Genomic DNA, 17932 nt, shown 5'->3' on the forward strand with positions numbered 1-17932 from the left:
GCAGGCCGTCACAACCAACCCGTCGAAACCGCGCGCGCCCAGTTCGGGCGGTCGCCTTTTTGCGCCATCGCCGTCATGCGGGCCGTGTCATAGGGAACGGCGTGAAAACGCGCCCGCCAGTGCCTCGCATGTCTTTGCACAACCGCGAAGCGCGCGAATGGCGAACCGGAGGCCACCACATGCGGGACAGGTTGGTCGTCATCATAGGCAGGCAGACCGACGCTGCCCGGATTGACGATCATGCGCCCGTCCTCCAGATGCACCACACGCGCCAGATGGGTGTGCCCGCACAGGATCAGCGGGCAGTCGATCCCGTCCGCCGCAGCGGCGATGGCCGCATATGTGTTGGGCGCCACCGTGCCGTCAGGCAGCACCCGCTCAAGCCAGTAGGTGGTGTCGCTGTACGGGGTGCCATGGCACATGAACACCTGATCGCCGAGCCGGCGTGTTGCAGGCAAGCCGCGCAGCCAGTCAAGATCGGCCTCGCCCAACTGGTCATGGGCCGCCCTGTCCGAGATGCCCATATCCTCATAGGTCTGCGTGATCAGCCAGCGGTCATGGTTGCCGCTGATGCTGATCATGTCGCGATCGGCCAGCAATTGTGCCGTCTCAGCCGCGACAAGCGGGCCGCTGAAATGGTCCCCGAGGTTGAGGATCGTGGTGATCCCAAGCTGGTCGATATCCGCCAGCACGGCCCTCAACGCATCCGCGTTTCCGTGGACATCCGCAATCACCGCGATGGGGTCATCAAAGGACACTGTCATGGGTCTATGCTCCGAACGTGGCGACCAGTGGCTTCAGACCGCGGCGGCGTGCCGATCTTGCATCCACGCATCAAGGGTCGCGATCTCGTCCGCGCTCAGACGCAAGCCCAGCTTGTTGCGCCGCCAGACCACGTCCTGGGCGGTGCGGGCATATTCATGGGTCATCAGGTGGTCGATCTCGCGCGCGGTCAGGGTCGCGCCAAAGGCTTCGCCGAGATCGTCAGCACTGACCGCCTCGCCCAGAACGTCCCAGGCATCGGTGCCATAGGCCTTGACCAGACGCCGCGCCCAGAAATCATCGAGGAACGGGTAGTCGACATGCAGCTTGCGGATCAGGCTGGCCACCCCATTGACCGGAAAATCACCCCCGGGCAGCGGCACGCCCGCGCTCCAATGGCCCGAGGTGCCGGGAAAGAACGGCACGATCTTGTCCATCGCATCCTCGGCCAGCTTTCGGTAGGTGGTGATTTTGCCGCCAAAGATGTTCAGGATCGGCGCGCCGCCATTTGTATCCACCTTGAGCGTATAATCCCGCGTTGCTGCCGTGGCACTGCTGGCCCCGTCATCATAAAGCGGGCGCACCCCGGAATAGGTCCAGACGATGTCGTCCGCACTGATGGTCTGCTTGAAGTATTTGTTTGCGAAATCAATCAGGTAGTCCTGCTCGACATCGGTGCATTCGGGCCGCACATCGGGGTCGTGATGTTCGGCGTCCGTGGTGCCGATCAGAGTGAAATCCGTCTCGTAAGGAATGGCAAAAATGATGCGCCCATCTGTGCCCTGAAAGAAGTAGCACTTGTCGTGATCAAACAGCCGCTTGGTGATAATGTGGCTGCCACGTACCAGCCGCACACCCTCGTTTGACTTGAGCCCCAGCTTGCCGTGGATGATGTCACCGACCCACGGACCACCGGCATTGACCAGCATCCGCGCCTTGATCACTTCGGTGGTGTCCGTGGCCAGATCGCGCACGGTGATATCCCAATGATCGCCTGTCCGTTTGGCCCCTTCGACCTTGGTGCGCACCATGATCCGGGCGCCGCGCTGTTCGGCATCACGGGCGTTCAGGACCACAAGGCGCGAGTCCTCGATCCAGCAATCGGAATACTCATAAGCCTTTTCAAACTTGTCGATCAGAGGCGCGCCTTCGGGGGCGGTGCGCAGGTTCAGCGTAGAGGTGGCGGGCAGGATTTTGCGCCCCCCCAGATTGTCATACATAAACAGGCCCAGACGTATCATCCACGCAGGCCGCCGCCCCTTCATCCAGGGCATGACGCGGGCGAGTATTTTCGAGACCGGCGTTTCCCCCTCGAACCTCATATCGGCGCTGTAGGGCAGCACAAAGCGCATGGGCCAGCTGATATGGGGCATGGCACGCAGCAGGATTTCGCGTTCCTCCAGCGCGTGGCGTACGAGGTTGATCTCGAAATATTCAAGGTAGCGCAGCCCGCCGTGAAACAGCTTGGTCGAGGCCGAGGACGTGGCCGAGGCCAGATCATTCATCTCGGCCAGAGCCACGCTCATGTTGCGCCCCGCCGCATCCCGCGCGATGCCGCAGCCGTTGATCCCGCCGCCGATCACGAACAGGTCGTAGGTTTTTGTCTCTGTGTCAGCGGCCATGGGGCGGCTCTCCTCTGGGATGCGGGGCGAGGACATGAGTAGGCACCGACCCGGTCAAGTGCAAGTTTCGATTCGGTTTTTCGGATTTTGCGCGGGGTCTTGGCCGCGCCCTGCCAGATGCCAGTGCGGATTGCGCAAGCTGGTTTTCGAAAACGGGTGGTTCCCCGAACCAAACGGCTGTGCCACAGATGGGCGCACTTGATCTGCCCCTGCCTCGAAAGGTCACATGCGATGATCCCGTCCGCTTTCTCTGCCCCTGGTTCGTTCTGGCGCGGCAACCTGCACACCCATTCGGATCTGTCGGACGGGGCAATTCCCCCGGCCGAGGTTTGCCGTCGTTACAAGGCGGAAGGCTATGATTTCATTGCACTTACCGATCACTTCGTTGGCGAGTTTGACTATCCCATCGCCGATACGGTGCCGTTTCGGGATGACGCATTCACCACCATCCTCGGGGCCGAGTTGCATTCCGGCGCGATGGAGAATGGCGAGTTGTGGCACATCCTCGCGGTGGGACTTCCCGCAGATTTTGCACCCTCGAATTCGCCCCAATTCAACCCGATTCCCGATCAGGAGACCGGCCCCGAAATCGCGGCCCGCGCCCGTGCTGCCGGGGCCTTTGTTGCAATCGCCCATCCGCAATGGTCGGGCATGACGATGGACGATGCCCGCTCGATCACATCGGCCCATGCGGTCGAGATCTATAACCACGGCTGCGCGGTGGAGTGTGATCGCGCGGATGGGATGTTCTATGCCGATCTGCTGTTGTCCGAGGGGCGGGACGTCACGCTGATTGCCACGGATGATGCACATTTTGAGGCCCCCGACGCCTTTGGCGGCTGGGTCATGGTCAAGGCCGAGGCCAATGATCCGGACCTGCTGCTGGCCGCCCTGAAGCGCGGGGAATTCTATGCCTCGACTGGCCCGGATCTGCGCGGGATCGAGGTCACCGAGGACGAGGTGATTGTCACCTGTTCGACGGCATCCGTGGTCGTGGTGCAGGGGCACGGGTCGGTCGCCCCGGCAGTGTATGGCGCGTCGATGACCCGCGCCGTGATGCCAATAAAGCGGCTGCGCAACTCGCCCTGGATACGGGTCACGGTGATCGATGCGGCGGGCAAACGGGCGTGGTCGAACCCGATCCGGCTGGTTGGGTAAGCCACCGCGCGCAACGCACGGTGGGTGTTGTGCAGCTTAGGGTGACGAATCAGGGTTAACGGCTGTGAAACAAGGGATTTGGGGAATGCACCATGCGTGCACAACCTGTGCACAACCTGTACACCGCTTATGCACGCTTGGTCGGGTTAACAGAGCGTGCGGTGGGGTTTGTTAAGAGAGGGTTAAGGGGCGCCTTTGTGGGACCGGGCTGGCCCTGAAATACCGCGCCGTCCAACCCGGGCCCACGTCGTCAGGAACGCCAATGTAGAGGTTCGCGTGGCGCGCGGCGAAAACGCGTCCGCCAAATGGCAAACGATCGAGAGACGGAAAAGAGCAGCTTTTCAGGCATTCCGCCCTTTAACACCTGCGCGTTTTAGAGAACAATTGACCTGCGCCCTGCCTCCTGAAGTTACAATTACCCAGCTCGAGTCGAACCATTGCAAGACATCTCCCGCGACAAACGTCCTCTCAATTCGACACACCGTCATCTGGTGGAGCCGCGCGGCGCTGATTTCTGAAAACACTGCGGCGTCGCAGGCTGCACTCCCACCCCATCAAAATCCTCGCATCCGGATGAAAACGCTCACATGATTGTTGGAATAGACCTCGGCACGACCAATTCCCTGGTATCGGTTTTCACGCCAGATGGGCCCATTTTGATCCCGAATGCGCTAGGGTCCACGTTGACCCCTTCGGCTGTCTATATGGACGGCGAAGAGCGCATTCTTGTCGGCGCATCCGCCAAGGATCACCTGATCAACAATCCTCACACGGCGACTGCGCGTTTCAAGCGCCTGATGGGGACGGACAAGACCTCAACACTTCAGGGCAAGACCTATACACCCGAAGACCTGTCCAGTTTCGTGTTGCGCGCCTTGAAAGCCGACGCCGAGGCGTATCTTGGCGAAACCGTCACCGAAGCGGTCGTTTCGGTCCCTGCCTATTTCAACGAAATTCAGCGCAATGCGACCATCAATGCGGCCAAACTGGCGGGGTTGACCGTGCGCCGCCTGATCAATGAACCCACGGCGGCGGCCCTGGCCTATGGATTACAGGACAAGGAGGCCGAGAACACGTTTCTTGTCGTCGATCTGGGCGGTGGCACCTTTGATGTGTCGATCCTTGAGATGTTTTCAGGGGTGATGGAAGTGCGCTCTTCTGCGGGGGATGCGTTTCTGGGGGGTGAGGATTTCACCAACCGCATTCTGGATCATTTCCAAGAACAACTGGGGCGTAAGGCCACCGATCTGTCAGCCGCTGATCTGTCACGTCTGCGCAAGCTGGCAGATCAGGCCAAATGCCGTATCTCTGACGAACCGCGGGTGAGCGTGGACTATCGCGACGGAGAGCAGGCGCACACGCTGACCCTGAGCCGCGATACCTTTGCGACGCTCAGCGAGGACCTGATCAACCGAATGAAGGTTCCGTTGCAACGGGCCATTTCGGACGCCAACCTCAAGGCCTCAGAAATTGATCGGATCGTTCTTGTCGGGGGTGCCACCCGGATGCCGTCGGTGCGCAATCTGATTGCCAAACTGTTCAAACGGTTTCCCGAGCATTCGATTGATCCAGACACGGTTGTCGCGTTGGGCGCGGCTGTGCAGGCCGGGCTGGTTGCGCGTGACGCGGCACTTGATGATGTCGTGATGACAGATGTCTGTCCGTTCACTTTGGGCTTTGAGACGTCACACAGAACAGGCCCGGATGGTCAGGACGAACACGGCATTTTTTCACCCCTGATCGAGCGCAACACGACGATCCCGGCAAGTCGCAACACAATTGTGGAGGCCTCTCAGAAGGGTCAGACGCGGATCGATCTCAAGGTCTTTCAGGGCGAGGCGCCTTATGTGAAGGACAACATTCCGATCGGGTCTTATCAGTTTGCCCTGCCCTACAACCGGCACGACTACGAAAAAGTCGATGTCCGTTTCACCTATGACAGCTCCGGTGTGCTTGAAGTCATCTCGACCGTCGTGTCCACCGGGCAATCCAAAACGCTGATCATCGAAAACGCGCCCGGTGCGATGAGCGCGCAGATGATTGCAAAGCGGTTCAAGGAGTTGGAGAAGATCAAGGTGCATCCTCGCGATCTGGCCGTGAACGAGGCGTTGATTTCGCAAGCGTCGGCCGCCTATGCAAATGCGCTTGGCGTGCAGCGTCAGGAAATCGGTTTCCTGCTGAGCGAATTTGAGACGGTGCTGCGCACCTATGACAATCGCGCCATTGAACAGGGGCGGCGCAAGCTGGGCGAATACCTGAGCGCAATTGACGGGGCCGGTGTGTTTGACTGATCCGTTCAAATTGCTTGGTTTGAACCGGGCCACCGCGACAGAGGCAGAGGTCAAAACCGCCTATGCCGCTTTGCTCAAAACCACCCGCCCCGAAGACGATCGCGCGGCGTTTATGGCGCTGCGCGAAGCTTTTACCAATGCGCGCGCCATCGCGCGGGGCAATGACACCCGTCGCGCAGCGCAGCCCGCACCCGAGATCAGCGAAGATCGCCCAGAGCCCGCCCCAACGCCCGTCACGCCGGTCAAGTGGACGTTTCACAAGCACATCGGCTGGCGCACCGCTGATAACGCCTATGGGCTTCTGGTAAAGGACACGCTGGAATGGATGCTTGGCGGCGGCAAGGATGAAGACGTCTTTGTCGCGCAGGTTTCTGAACGCATGATTGCCAATGAAGACATCGAAGAGGCCCATTTCCGCGCAGAACTGATCAACTATATTCTGGCCAAGGGCGATACCGAGCATAAGGGCGATCATTTGCCGCAATGGGAACTGTTCGAGATCACCCGCCCGACGTGGCTGAACGACACCTTGATGGTTGTGTTGGCCAATGACCTGCGTCTCTTTGAAAGCAAACCCACCGACAGCTACAGCGCGCGCGCCTACAACGTCGTGCTGAACCTTTTCCAACCGGTGCTGGATCGCGCAAATCTTGCGGGTGATGTGCCCGATCCGGTCGATGCGGCAGGTCTGTTTGCAGAAGAACAGAACGCATACGGCAAGGACGACCACGGCTCCCACTTTGATCGCGCCGAGATGAAGTGGAAAGACATGTCCCCGGTGGGTACCGCCATGCAGGACATAGACGCGGCTATCCAGCGTGGGCTGTGGGACCTGCCCGATCAGATCAAGGCCATTCTGGCGCGCGACGAGTTGCAGGTCATTGACGAGTATCAGGACCTCGACAACCGGCTGCGCGCCAAAATCTGTGAGGCGACCGGTCAGCACAGCAGCGATGGTGAACTGGTCTATCCCAGTTGGCTGACCCGCAAATTGCTTGTGTTGCTGGACGACACCTTCGGCTGGAGCAGACATCACGGGCGCCACACTTGGGAGCGCCATCAGTTCAGTTGGCTGCACAGGGTCATCGCGCGTAACCGCAAAATTCAAGGCGATGCGCCCGCCTTTCGCGCCGCACCCGATGCTCGGTTTGCTTCACATGGCGCGCGGCACAGGCAACCATCGGAGTCCCGCGGGCTCTGGTCGATCATCTACAACAAACCGATGGTCCTTCTGGCCGGGTATCTGGGGTACCGCGTGCTTCAGATCGTTCTCAGGCTGGCCACGTGAGAGTGCCGTTCGCCAACTCGGCCCCATTGCGGAAATGGCGTGATGCGATCATTGCGCATGTCGCGCGGCACTCTGCTCAGCGGCCCCGATTGGCGCGGTTCGCCAAGTTTTCCGCTGTTATGGGCATTGTTGTGGGCATTGAAGCGGTGCTGCCGTCTTCTGTTTTGACGGGTCTGGATCACCCCGATCCTCCTGCGGTCGCGTGGTTTATGGATGACATTGCGATGCCTGCCGCGCCTTTGACCTATGGGGATGTTGCGGGCAGCGCGGACTGGTTGTGGGCGCTGGGGTCGATCACGCAAAGCGATATGCGGGAACGGTTGGACGCCGATATAGCCATAATGAGCAAGAAGATGACAGATGCCGAACGCGCGCGGCCGGTCTTGAATTCATGGCTCCGCAATTCAGACAACGCGACAAATCAGGTCATGCTTGAGGGGTTGAAGGCCGCGCATGACTCCCTTGGTGCGTTTTTCGATGTAAATGTCAAACCTGCGGATGCGGCCATCGACCATGTACTTTTGCATGTGCAAGCGACCGCTGACGCAGTGACAGCGGAGCGCAGGGAATTACTGGTAGCCGCAGAAAAAGCGTTTTTGGACTACCGCGCCACGATGGACGAAGGTGCCAATGTCTCTGAAGATCCTGTCGCCTCCGAGCTGAGGCTTGCATCCAGCAAAGCGAACACTGCATGGTTAAATGCAACCGGCATTGCACTTATCTATCGTGCAAAACACCGCAGGTATGCGTGGGTACCGGACGCATTGAACACAGATTACGCGTTTCCCCAATTCGAGCGCCCCATCGTAATATATGAAGACCGCCTCAGGTTCGTTACAGAGAGTGCGTCCGTTGAAACCGGACCTGGCGATAGCAACGGCGCCATCGGAGCTCTTCGGGCTGTGAAACGCGCCGTAACCGGTGCCCGGCGCGCGCCAGTCCGACACTTCGTACATTTTCGGTGTGGCCTGTCCTTTGTCTCGGACCAAAGCGGCACAACTGCAACACCGGTTTGCGAAATGGCGGCCCCGTTGGCGATCAACTATGACCTGACCGGGCAAGGTTGCGAGGCTGGCGACTTTGCCCGGGGTGAGATCACCGATCTGATCAAGGCCGGGACCCACATTGCGGGCGATTTATGCAAGGAAAGCTGGATTTTTCCCCATCTGAACGTCGTGTTCACACCGGACAGTTTTACGGTGCACCCCCCTGTGCCAACCGGGATCGCCCCAAATACCGGCGTCCGTGCCCCCCTCAGCCTTTGGTCGCTGACATGGAACGGGCAAGCGCATGTGCTGGACCAACCGCGCCGGTTTCCATGGGATGGGGGGCTGAAAGCGTTGCCAGAATTGACGCTGACCCACGGGGTCCGACCGGGTGTCGCCACGCCACGGATTTGGCGGGATTTTGATGCGGCGCGCCCCGGCACGGACATCCCGGCAGCGATCAGCGCCGACGCGGGTCCGGCGCACAGATTTATCGGTACCAGCTACGAAAGACAGGTGTCGCTCGCACGGTTCACCGAGCCCATGCGACTGATGAAACTGGGCACCGAACCCACGCCACTGCGCGATGCCGATGCATCTTTTGTCAAAAGACTGCGTCAACTGCAGGCTATGGTCAAACGCGTGGCTTTGGAAACGCGGCAAAGCGCAGCGGAAAATGGTGAAACCTATGCCGGTGGTGAATTCTGTGAATTGGGCCGCTCACAGTCAATCTTGGACACAAACACCCGGGACCCGTTCTACGAAGAACTCCAGGCGCTCGCGCGTTCGATGTCATCCCCGACCTGCGAAACATATTACGCCTACAACAGGATTTTGGAGCACGTGCTGCATACGCGCTCTGATGGATCATGGCTTTGGCTGCTGGAGAGGAACTGAGGACCCTGAAATTCAGGTAGTGGTTTGATGCGGGCTCAGGCCGTTTTGAGTAGCGAAGGCGCCTGATGAACATGCCCAAATCTGCGCACTTAGATGCCAATCGACAAGGGCGTGGCACAACATTGGCGATTTCTGCGACATCGACGACTGGCACCCCGACGTGAGCGGTTGCACATTGAAGGTTATGGACGGATCGCTTGTCCACGTTCTGACCACCCAAGACGGGGTCGCCGTCACGCAAAAGCGGATCGCCCACGAGGCCAGCCTGTCCTACACATACAAGACCGTCGGGGCATCAGTGCCAATCGAGAATTATACCGCGACCCTGTCGGTCGAGCCTTTGGGCACGTCTATGGTCGAGTGGTATGCACATTTCTCGTCTGATGATCCCGCAATGGAACAACGCGTTGTGGACGAGATCGAAGCGGGCCTTGCCGCGATAGAAGTGTTGCTGGCGTTGCGCTGAGGCGTTGCGGGGCCAGATGGACGGGCGCTTTTTTTTGTTCGTCTGGCTTGCGCACCGACTGGGCCGCTCAGGTTGTCGATGCGTTTTTCAGCGCCGAACACGCCGTCCGATGATGCTTTGGCGAAACATGCAAACGGCCCTGAGAGATGCACCACCACGCAGCGCTCGCATACGCATCGCGGATATGCGCGGCCTGTGCCAGGGACATACCTACCCGATTTTTCGCAGCACATGATCAAACAGGCACACGGCGCATAGTCCGTTTGCGACCACAGGTCGAAAACGGAACAGACGGTCATGTATGATTCTGGCCAACTGACCCTCGGGCCGCATTCTGGCCTATCACAAATTACGGACAGGAGATGACGGATGGCTTCGGTGCCACCCGAACAGACGATGGTGCCTCGCACCGTTGCGCGCAGCCATATTGTCTCTGGCAACGGGTTCGCCGTCGGTTCGATGCTGCTGTGGGCGGCGGGGTTTCCGGCCGCCGAGATCCTGCTTGACGCCTGGCATCCCATCACCCTGATGCTGCTGCGCCTGGCCATGGCGCTGGCTGTGTTGTTGCCCCTCTGGGCCCTTGTGGATGGTCCAATGGCCTTGGCCAAGGCGAATTGGGGACGTGCGCTTTGGATTGGTGCCATAGGGTTTGGTACGGGCACGAACCTTCTGCTTTTCGCCCAGTGGTATACCGATCCGATCACTGTGGCGCTCATTGCGACGACGACGCCTATTGCTGCAACCATCGTCGAGGTGGTGGGGCGCAAACGGCTTTTGAATATGCGATTCATCCTTGGACTGGCGGCGTCTGTCGCGGGCGGGGCCGTGGCGGTTGGCGGCAGCTATAGTGTGGATCTCGGCCTGGGATTGATGATGGCCATTGTGTCGGGGTTCTGCTTTGCCTGGGCGTCGAATGCGGCGGTGCGGGATTTCCCGGACCTGACGCCCATCGGTCGAAGCGCCATCACCTTTGTGGGTGCTGCCCTGTTTACAGCTCTCATCTTTGGCGTCGCCGCGATCACCGGAGATGTTGCCCTCCCGTCCAGTATCGATACCCGGCAACTGGGTCTGCTTGCGGTCTATTCAGTTGCTGCCATGGCTCTGTCGCAAATTCTATTCATCGCCTCCGTGGAACGACTGGGTGTGGCTCTGACCTCGTTTCACGTAAACATCGCACCGTTCTACGTGATGATGATGCTTATTGCTCTTGGCGGTGTCTGGGATTGGCGGGCCGCCTCAGGTGCCATGATCGTCGGGCTTGGCGTGTTGGTTGCGCAGAGTAAGCGCACAGGCTAGCGGCAGATGGACGACCGCGAAGTCCGGCACACCGCGTTCAAAACCGCCTTTCGCTATACCACCACCAAGCACCCGGATCAGACAAAAGCGTAAAGCGCGGCCCCTACCCCGCAAGTGACGGCAGCCACAGCACGATGCCCGGGAAGGCGACGAGCATGGCGATGGTGGCGGCATCGGCGATGAAGAAGGGGGTGACGCCCTTGAACACGTCCTGCACGGTCAGATCATCGCGCACGCCTGCCACCACGAAACAGTTGAGGCCGATGGGGGGCGTAATCAGGCAGAACTCGGCCATTTTCACCACCAATATCCCGAACCAGATCGCGCACATCGGGCCGGACATGCCAAAGGCGCTGTCAGCGGCGGCGACGGTTTCGCCTCCGTTCAGGGCCATGACGGCCGGATAGACAACCGGAAGGGTCAAAAGCAGCATGCCGATGGCGTCCATGAACATGCCCAGCACCGCATAGCCCAGCAGGATGCAGATCAGGATCAGCATCGGCGACATTTCAAGCGAGGTGATCCAGTCGGAAAAGGCCGCGGGCAGTTCGGCAAAGCCGAGGAACCGCACATAGATCAGCACGCCCCAGATGATCGAAAAGATCATCACGGTCAGCTTGGCGGTGTCCAGAAGCGCGCGTTTCAGCTCGCCCCAGCGCATGCCGCGATAGAGCGCCATCAAAAAGATGATGAAGGCCCCGATGGCGCCGCCTTCGGTGGGGGTGCCCCACGCATCTCCGAACGGGTTGTAGACAAAGAAGATGATGATGATCACGACCGCAAAGATCGGCATCGCAGGGGGCAGGGATTCAAACCGTTCGCGCCATGTAAAACCACCCACCGGCGGGCCGACCGTCTTGAACACCATGGCGATGCCAATGATCAGGCCCGCATAGACGAGGGCCGAAAACGCGCCGGGCACAAAGCCAGCAAGCAGCAGCTTGCCCACGTCCTGTTCGACGATGATGGCGTAGATCACGAGGATGGCCGAGGGCGGGATCAGCGAGGCCAGCGTGCCGCCCGCGGCGACGACCCCTGCGGCGAACTGCTTGTTATAGCCGATTTTAAGCATCTCAGGGATGGCGATGCGGGCAAACACCGCCGCCGTGGCCACGGACGCGCCGGACACGGCGGCGAACCCTGCGGTGGCAAAGACGGTGGACACCGCAAGGCCCCCCGGCACCCATGCAATCCAGCGCTTGGCCGCGGTGAACAGGGCCGTGGTGAGCTTGGCGTGATAGGCGAGATAGCCGATCAGGATGAAGACCGGGATGAGGCTCAGCACCTGTGCGGAGACCTTGGAATGCGGGGTGAGCCCTGCGACCTTGACGCTGATCTCGAGCGCTTTCCAGAACCGTTCGGGGTCGTAGTCAAACCCGTTCCAGCGCAGCCAGACCAGCCCGACAAAGCCCGCAAGCCCGGCGGCAAAGGCCACGCGCATGCCCAGAAGGACAAAGACCAGAAGCCCGGCGCTGACCCAGAGGCCGATATCAATGGGCTCCATCAATCTTGTCCTTCCAGCGCTTCGGCCTCGAGCCGGGCCTGTTCGGCCACGGTCAGGGTCAGCGGCACGGCCACCGGGTTTTCAAGGCCAAGCACCAGTGCCCGCCCATAGCCCCAGGCCTGCAAGAGCAGGCGCAGGGTGAGGATGCCAAAAGCGATAGGCACCACCAGTTTGGAGGGCCAGATCGGCAACCCGATGTCGATGGAGCTGTCGCGGCTGCACAGCGGGCGCGCGCAGTCAAAGGAGCGGTCGAAATGTTCCCACGCCCCCCATGTCAGCGCCACGATCAGCACGAGGATCAGCAGCACCGAGACAAGTTCGAAAAACCACAGGATCCGGCCCTTGAGCGCGCTGACCAGCATATCCATGCGCACATGGGTGCCGTCGCGCTGCACGTAAGAGACGCCCATGATGGCGATGATCGGCATCGCCGCCTCGATATAATCGACATAGCCCATCAGTGGCGAGGCAAAGAACTTGCGCCCCGTCACCGAATAGGCGGCCAGAAACATCAGGGAAAAGATCGCAAGGCCGGAGAGCAGCGCGCCGAACCTTTCGAGCGGTAACAATGCGCGGTCCAGCCGACTGAGCAGACTGGAATCCTCAAGCACCGCAGCAGAGCCTGCCATGACTTACCTCCCCCCATGTTTTGTTATTGGCTGGGGCCGCCCGATGTCCCGGACGGCCCCGCGTTGATCAGCTGCCGCCTTTGGCTTCAGCCAGTGTTTTGACGACCAGATCGTAAAGCTCCTGACCTGGCAGGCCCTGCGCTTCCATGTCGGCAATCCATGCGTCGTGGATCGGCTTGCCTGCGACCGACTGGAATTCGGCGATCACTTCGGGCGAGACTTCGACCTTTTTCACGCCCTTCTCTTCCAGCACGGAATCCCAGCGTTCGAGCAGTTCGGCGTAGTTGGCGAGATAGTGGTCGATCGCCTCGGGGATCGAGCTGTCGAGCGCCGCGCGATGTTCGTCGCTCAGCGAGTCATAGGCGTCGATGTTCACAACCACGGGGCAGTTCACGGTGCCGGGGTTCAGGTTGGCCGTCCACCAGTCGGCCTGATTGATTGTGCCAAAGGACAAATGCGCGTGCTGGGCAAAGGCCACTGTGTCCACAACGCCGCCTTCCATGGCCTGATAGGCTTCGGTTGCGGTCACGGATGTGGGCACACCGCCGACCGCCTCGAACGCCTTGCCAAGACCGCCCGTCGCGCGCACGCGCATGCCTTCGAACTCGGACAGCTCGTCACGCGGCTCGCCGGTGCCGACGAGGTTGTATTGCGGCATGGGGCTGGTCATCAGCAGCTTGGCGTTCCACTGCGCCATCTCTTCGGTGGCGGCGGGGTGGGCATAGACGGCGCGGGCCACGGCAACTTCCTGATCGAGGTTTTCAACCCCGAGGAAGGGCAGTTCCAGCACAGTCACAACCCGGTTCTTGTCAGCGTGGTAGCCGGCACAGAACTGCGCCATCTCGAAGGCTCCGATGGAGATCCCGTCGAGGTTCTCGCGGTTCTTGGACAGACCGCCGTAGCTGACGTTCATGGTGAATTCGCCGTTGGTCTTTTCGCTGACCAGTTCGGCAAGCTTTTCGACATGTTCGGTAAAGGCGCGGCGCTTGCCCCAGACAGAGACGTTCCATTCGGTGGCCGCAGCCTCGGTGACAAAGGCAAAACTGATCGCGCAGACCGCTGCGCCAGACAGGTATTTCGACATTTCATTCCTCCCGTTGCGGCACTTGCTGCACCGCGTTTTTTCGATTTTGGCCTGATCCTGATCGCGGGGGCATCCTGCATGCACATGCGCGCGGGGCGCGCCGATTGCATCCGTCAATGCCTCCCACAAAGCCAGACCCACACGGGTATGAAAGACGCATCCCGCGCGATCATGCAACGACAGATTCGAACGGTGTGGCCCTGGAGATGAAAAACTGTTTCCGATCAGCCTGTTAGATGAAATTGTGCGCGGCTGTAAGACCCGACGGCAAGGCGAACTGTGCGAGATATCGCACAATGCGGCCATCGCCATACCGGACCGTCCTGCGCGTTAGCGCTGCCATGCCCGCTTGCCAAAACTGTGCCCGTAACGTGCATTCGATATGGCCTCTCGCGGCGCTGTGTGCCTTGACAGCCAAGGCGCAGAAATGATGATGGAATTTACCGATCTAGTGCAAAAATTTACAAGCTCGCCCGGCACGGTCAAAAACTTTCACAACAAAATCGTTTCAATCCAGCCTTTTATTCCTTTCTTTTCAGCTTTGCGTATGATCACGACAAATGGAGGAGGCCGCATCGCATCTCACCCGCCAACGGCTCTGGCGGTGTGATCGCAACGCGAGTCCCCAAGGATCAGACTGACGACCGGAGGAACACCCATGTCCGATAGCAAAACCTATGCCCCCAGCGCCGATACCATCGCCCGCGCCCATGTGGACGCCGCGAAATATGATGCGATGTATGCCGCCTCGATCAGCGATCCGGAGGCGTTCTGGAACGAACAGGGCAAGCGAATCGACTGGATCAAGCCCTATACCCAGGTCAAGGACGTCAGCTATGACTTTGGCAATGTGAACATCAACTGGTACGCCGACGGGACGCTGAACGTCTCGGCCAACTGCATCGACCGCCATCTGGCCACGCGCGGCGATCAGACGGCCATCATCTGGGAGCCTGACAGCCCCGAAGATGAGGCCCAGCACATCACTTACAACCAGTTGCACGCCGAGACCTGCAAGATGGCCAATGTGCTGAAATCGCTGGGGGTGGGCAAAGGCGACCGGGTGGTTCTGTACCTGCCGATGATCCCCGAGGCGGCTTATGCCATGCTCGCCTGCACCCGGATCGGCGCGATCCATTCGATTGTTTTTGCAGGGTTTTCACCGGACGCTTTGGCCGCGCGCGTGTCGGGCTGTGACGCCAAGGTGGTGATCACCGCAGATGGAGCGCCGCGGGGCGGGCGTGTCACCAACCTCAAGGACAACGTCAATCAGGCGCTGATCAACGTGATGCACGACACCCATTGTCTGGTGGTCAAGCGCACTGGTCAGCAGATCGCGTGGCGCGATGGCCTTGATCACTGGCTGCACGAGGCCGCCGCCGGGGTCGATGCCGACTGCCCGCCCGAAGAGATGGGGGCCGAAGACCCGCTGTTCATTCTCTACACCTCAGGCTCCACCGGACAGCCCAAGGGCGTGGTGCACACGACGGGCGGTTACATCGTCTATGCCGCCCTCACCCATGAGGTCACGTTCGACTACCACGACGGGGACGTCTATTGGTGTACGGCGGATGTGGGCTGGGTCACGGGCCACAGCTATATCGTCTACGGCCCGCTCGCCAATGGCGGCATCACCCTGATGTTTGAGGGCGTGCCGACCTACCCCGATGCCTCGCGGTTCTGGCAGATTTGCGAGAAACACAAGGTGGCACAGTTCTACACCGCTCCCACCGCCTTGCGCGCGCTGATGGGTCAGGGTGACAGCTTTGTGGAAAAGGCCGATCTGTCCTCGCTCAAACTGCTGGGCACCGTGGGCGAACCGATCAACCCCGAGGCGTGGAACTGGTATCACAACGTCGTCGGCGGCGGGCGTTGCCCCATCGTCGATACGTGGTGGCAGACCGAGACCGGCGGCCACCTGATGACCCCCCTGCCCGGCGCCCATGCGACCAAGCCCGGATCAGCGATGAAACCGTTCTTTGGCATCAAACCAGTTGTGCTGGAACCGGCCACCGGCGACATCATCGACGGCAACGGCGTCGAGGGTGTCCTTTGCATCTCCGACAGTTGGCCGGGGCAGATGCGCACCGTGTGGGAAGATCACGAACGGTTCGAAAAGACGTATTTCTCCGACTACAAGGGCTATTACTTTACCGGGGACGGGTGCCGCCGGGACGAAGACGGCGATTACTGGATCACGGGCCGGGTTGATGATGTGATCAACGTCTCGGGCCACCGCATGGGCACGGCCGAAGTGGAAAGCGCGCTGGTCGCCCACGCCACTGTCGCCGAGGCGGCGGTTGTGGGCTACCCCCATGATATCAAAGGACAAGGCATCTATTGCTATGTCACGCTGATGAACGGACAGGAGCCGTCCGAAGATCTGCGCAAAGAGCTGCGCACATGGGTGCGCCAGGAGATTGGCCCCATCGCCTCACCCGATCTGATCCAATGGGCGCCGGGCCTGCCCAAGACCCGGTCCGGCAAGATCATGCGCCGCATCCTGCGCAAGATCGCCGAGGATGATTTCGGCGCACTTGGCGACACCTCGACCCTGGCCGATCCGTCCGTCGTCGAAGATCTGATCGAAAACCGGATGAACAAGTCCTGACACGAAAGGGGGGCAGCGCCAAACCACGTCCGTTGCCCCGCATTGATCGCCAAAGTTGTGCAGAACAGCAAATTCTGTCACGATCCGTCTATTGATCGTAACAGCATTGCCTGACACATGATTTCTGACCTGCTCACCCTGCGCAAGGAACTGATCAGCGCCGCTGATGATCAGGACGTGGCGGACAAGAAGGCCGAGTTCAACGCGCAGGTGACGCGCGAGATCGAAGCGCTGTTTGATGACCCCCAATACCCGCAACGCCGTCGCAGCTTTTCCGTGATCCGCAAGCGGTTGGGTGTGTTTGACGAAAACGACCCCGACCTCAAGGCGATCCTGTTTTCCATGGGGGCGCGGGTGCACAAGGGCGAAGGCGAAGGCGCCCTTTGGGAATTGATCTATCCCGATACGCCCACAACACGGCCCACCCGTCGCAAGCGCCCCCTTCTTGTGCGCCTTGGTCTGGCGGCACTCGTGTGCGCCGTGCTTCTGGTCGCGGGCAACACGCTGATGGTGACCCTTTTGGGGACCTCGTTGCGCGATCTTGCCGAAGGGCTGATCGCACCCCCGCCAACCCTGCAATCCTGCCTGACCGACGCCAATGGCACCATGACGGAGATTTTGAGATGCAACCAAACCCATGGCTGATACTGGGCGCTTTGGCGCTGTTGGCGTCTCCCGCGGCGGCGCAGGCCGTTCTCCATTGTGATGATCTGAAGGCGGACCAACCCCAGGAGGCGTTTCGCGCCTTTGCCTGCCTTGAGCGCGCGCAGGACGAGTTGGCGGACGCACAACGCCGCATAGATGCGTTGGAATCCCGGCTGGATGCACTGGACGGGTTGTCCTTGCGTATTGAAACCCTCGCGGCCGGTATGAACGGATCACAGGATGCAGCCGTACCGGCCGTCGGAAATCACCCCGACACCCGCGCCATCGTGGCCTACGTCTCGGCCAAAGGCGAAAAGACCTGTCCCAGCGGATGGGTCCCGTTTGAAGCGGCCAAGGACCGGTTCATTCTGGGCGCCGGTGCCGCCTATCCGGTTGTCGGCACGACGGGTGGTGAGGCTGAAGTCACGTTGAGCGAAGCGCAAATGCCAAGCCATTCGCATGATCTCGCCCGTGTCAGCGTCGCCAATGATCTGGGTTGGCGAGATGCGGGTACAAGCACCAACGTTCCATATTTCAACGTGTCGGCCTCGCAATCGGCGAGGGGGGTCAAGGTTGGACGGGCCAGCGCAGGGGTCTTTGAGGCAGGCGGAGGTCAGGCCCACACCAATATGCCGCCCTACATCGCCCTGTACTTCTGCCAGAAGGCGGAGTGAGGCACCGGCAGGCCGAGAA

General features: G+C 60.4%; 15 protein-coding genes. 10 read left to right on the forward strand and 5 right to left on the reverse strand.

The window, feature by feature from the left end; translation table 11 throughout:
- Positions 1–8: 8 nt before the first annotated feature.
- Together Q1A89_RS14310 and glpD are read right to left on the reverse strand one after the other, a co-directional pair.
- On the reverse strand, positions 9–764 hold the full coding sequence (locus Q1A89_RS14310) for a metallophosphoesterase family protein (RefSeq protein WP_299729527.1): 756 nt from the start codon (positions 762–764) through the stop codon (positions 9–11).
- 33 nt (positions 765–797) lie between these two features.
- Complete coding sequence (glpD, locus tag Q1A89_RS14315; RefSeq protein WP_299729530.1) at positions 798–2384, reverse strand: glycerol-3-phosphate dehydrogenase; 1587 nt, start codon at positions 2382–2384, stop codon at positions 798–800.
- A gap of 231 nt (positions 2385–2615) precedes the next feature.
- Between glpD and Q1A89_RS14320 the strand changes: the two genes are divergently transcribed.
- The 6 genes from Q1A89_RS14320 (at position 2616) to Q1A89_RS14345 (ending at position 10766) form a co-directional block, all read left to right on the forward strand.
- The gene (locus Q1A89_RS14320; RefSeq protein ID WP_299729533.1) at positions 2616–3542 is read left to right on the forward strand and encodes a CehA/McbA family metallohydrolase; all 927 of its coding nucleotides are present in this window, start codon (positions 2616–2618) and stop codon (positions 3540–3542) included.
- A gap of 587 nt (positions 3543–4129) precedes the next feature.
- Complete coding sequence (locus Q1A89_RS14325) at positions 4130–5833, forward strand: molecular chaperone HscC (RefSeq protein WP_299729536.1); 1704 nt, start codon at positions 4130–4132, stop codon at positions 5831–5833.
- Entirely contained in the window at positions 5826–7121 is a 1296-nt protein-coding gene (locus tag Q1A89_RS14330; RefSeq protein ID WP_299729539.1) for a hypothetical protein, read from the forward strand. Before Q1A89_RS14325 ends, Q1A89_RS14330 begins: the two co-directional genes overlap by 8 nt.
- Positions 7122–7210: 89 nt before the next feature.
- The gene (locus Q1A89_RS14335) at positions 7211–9004 is read left to right on the forward strand and encodes a hypothetical protein (RefSeq protein ID WP_299729543.1); all 1794 of its coding nucleotides are present in this window, start codon (positions 7211–7213) and stop codon (positions 9002–9004) included.
- A 79-nt stretch (positions 9005–9083) separates the two neighbouring features.
- Positions 9084–9470: an SRPBCC family protein gene (locus tag Q1A89_RS14340; RefSeq protein ID WP_299730553.1), complete on the forward strand. Its 387-nt coding sequence runs from the start codon at positions 9084–9086 to the stop codon at positions 9468–9470.
- Between the two features lie 369 nt (positions 9471–9839).
- A complete protein-coding gene (locus Q1A89_RS14345) occupies positions 9840–10766 on the forward strand; it encodes a DMT family transporter (RefSeq protein WP_299729546.1) in 927 nt (308 codons plus the stop codon).
- 103 nt (positions 10767–10869) lie between these two features.
- Here Q1A89_RS14345 and Q1A89_RS14350 read toward each other — a convergent pair whose 3' ends face one another.
- The 3 genes from Q1A89_RS14350 to Q1A89_RS14360 all read right to left on the reverse strand — a co-directional run bounded on the left by Q1A89_RS14350 (position 10870) and on the right by Q1A89_RS14360 (position 13983).
- Positions 10870–12270, reverse strand: a complete 1401-nt coding sequence (locus tag Q1A89_RS14350; RefSeq protein ID WP_299729549.1) for a TRAP transporter large permease — start codon at positions 12268–12270, stop codon at positions 10870–10872.
- A complete protein-coding gene (locus Q1A89_RS14355; protein WP_299729552.1) occupies positions 12270–12899 on the reverse strand; it encodes a TRAP transporter small permease in 630 nt (209 codons plus the stop codon). The genes Q1A89_RS14350 and Q1A89_RS14355 overlap by 1 nt, the downstream gene beginning before the upstream one ends.
- A gap of 67 nt (positions 12900–12966) precedes the next feature.
- Positions 12967–13983 (reverse strand): C4-dicarboxylate TRAP transporter substrate-binding protein, encoded by a 1017-nt coding sequence (locus Q1A89_RS14360; RefSeq protein WP_299729555.1) that lies wholly within the window; start codon positions 13981–13983, stop codon positions 12967–12969.
- A 382-nt stretch (positions 13984–14365) separates the two neighbouring features.
- Here Q1A89_RS14360 and Q1A89_RS14365 point away from each other — a divergent pair, with 382 nt between their 5' ends.
- From Q1A89_RS14365 to Q1A89_RS14380, 4 genes are all read left to right on the forward strand, one after another.
- Positions 14366–14593: a hypothetical protein gene (locus Q1A89_RS14365; protein WP_299729558.1), complete on the forward strand. Its 228-nt coding sequence runs from the start codon at positions 14366–14368 to the stop codon at positions 14591–14593.
- A 48-nt stretch (positions 14594–14641) separates the two neighbouring features.
- Entirely contained in the window at positions 14642–16594 is a 1953-nt protein-coding gene (acs, locus tag Q1A89_RS14370; protein WP_299729561.1) for an acetate--CoA ligase, read from the forward strand.
- A 117-nt stretch (positions 16595–16711) separates the two neighbouring features.
- The gene (locus tag Q1A89_RS14375; protein ID WP_299729564.1) at positions 16712–17239 is read left to right on the forward strand and encodes a hypothetical protein; all 528 of its coding nucleotides are present in this window, start codon (positions 16712–16714) and stop codon (positions 17237–17239) included.
- Positions 17218–17913: a hypothetical protein gene (locus tag Q1A89_RS14380; protein ID WP_299729567.1), complete on the forward strand. Its 696-nt coding sequence runs from the start codon at positions 17218–17220 to the stop codon at positions 17911–17913. The genes Q1A89_RS14375 and Q1A89_RS14380 overlap by 22 nt, the downstream gene beginning before the upstream one ends.
- Positions 17914–17932: the final 19 nt, after the last annotated feature.

The sequence above is a fragment of the uncultured Tateyamaria sp. genome (assembly GCF_947503045.1).
In the GTDB taxonomy this organism is placed as follows: domain Bacteria; phylum Pseudomonadota; class Alphaproteobacteria; order Rhodobacterales; family Rhodobacteraceae; genus Tateyamaria.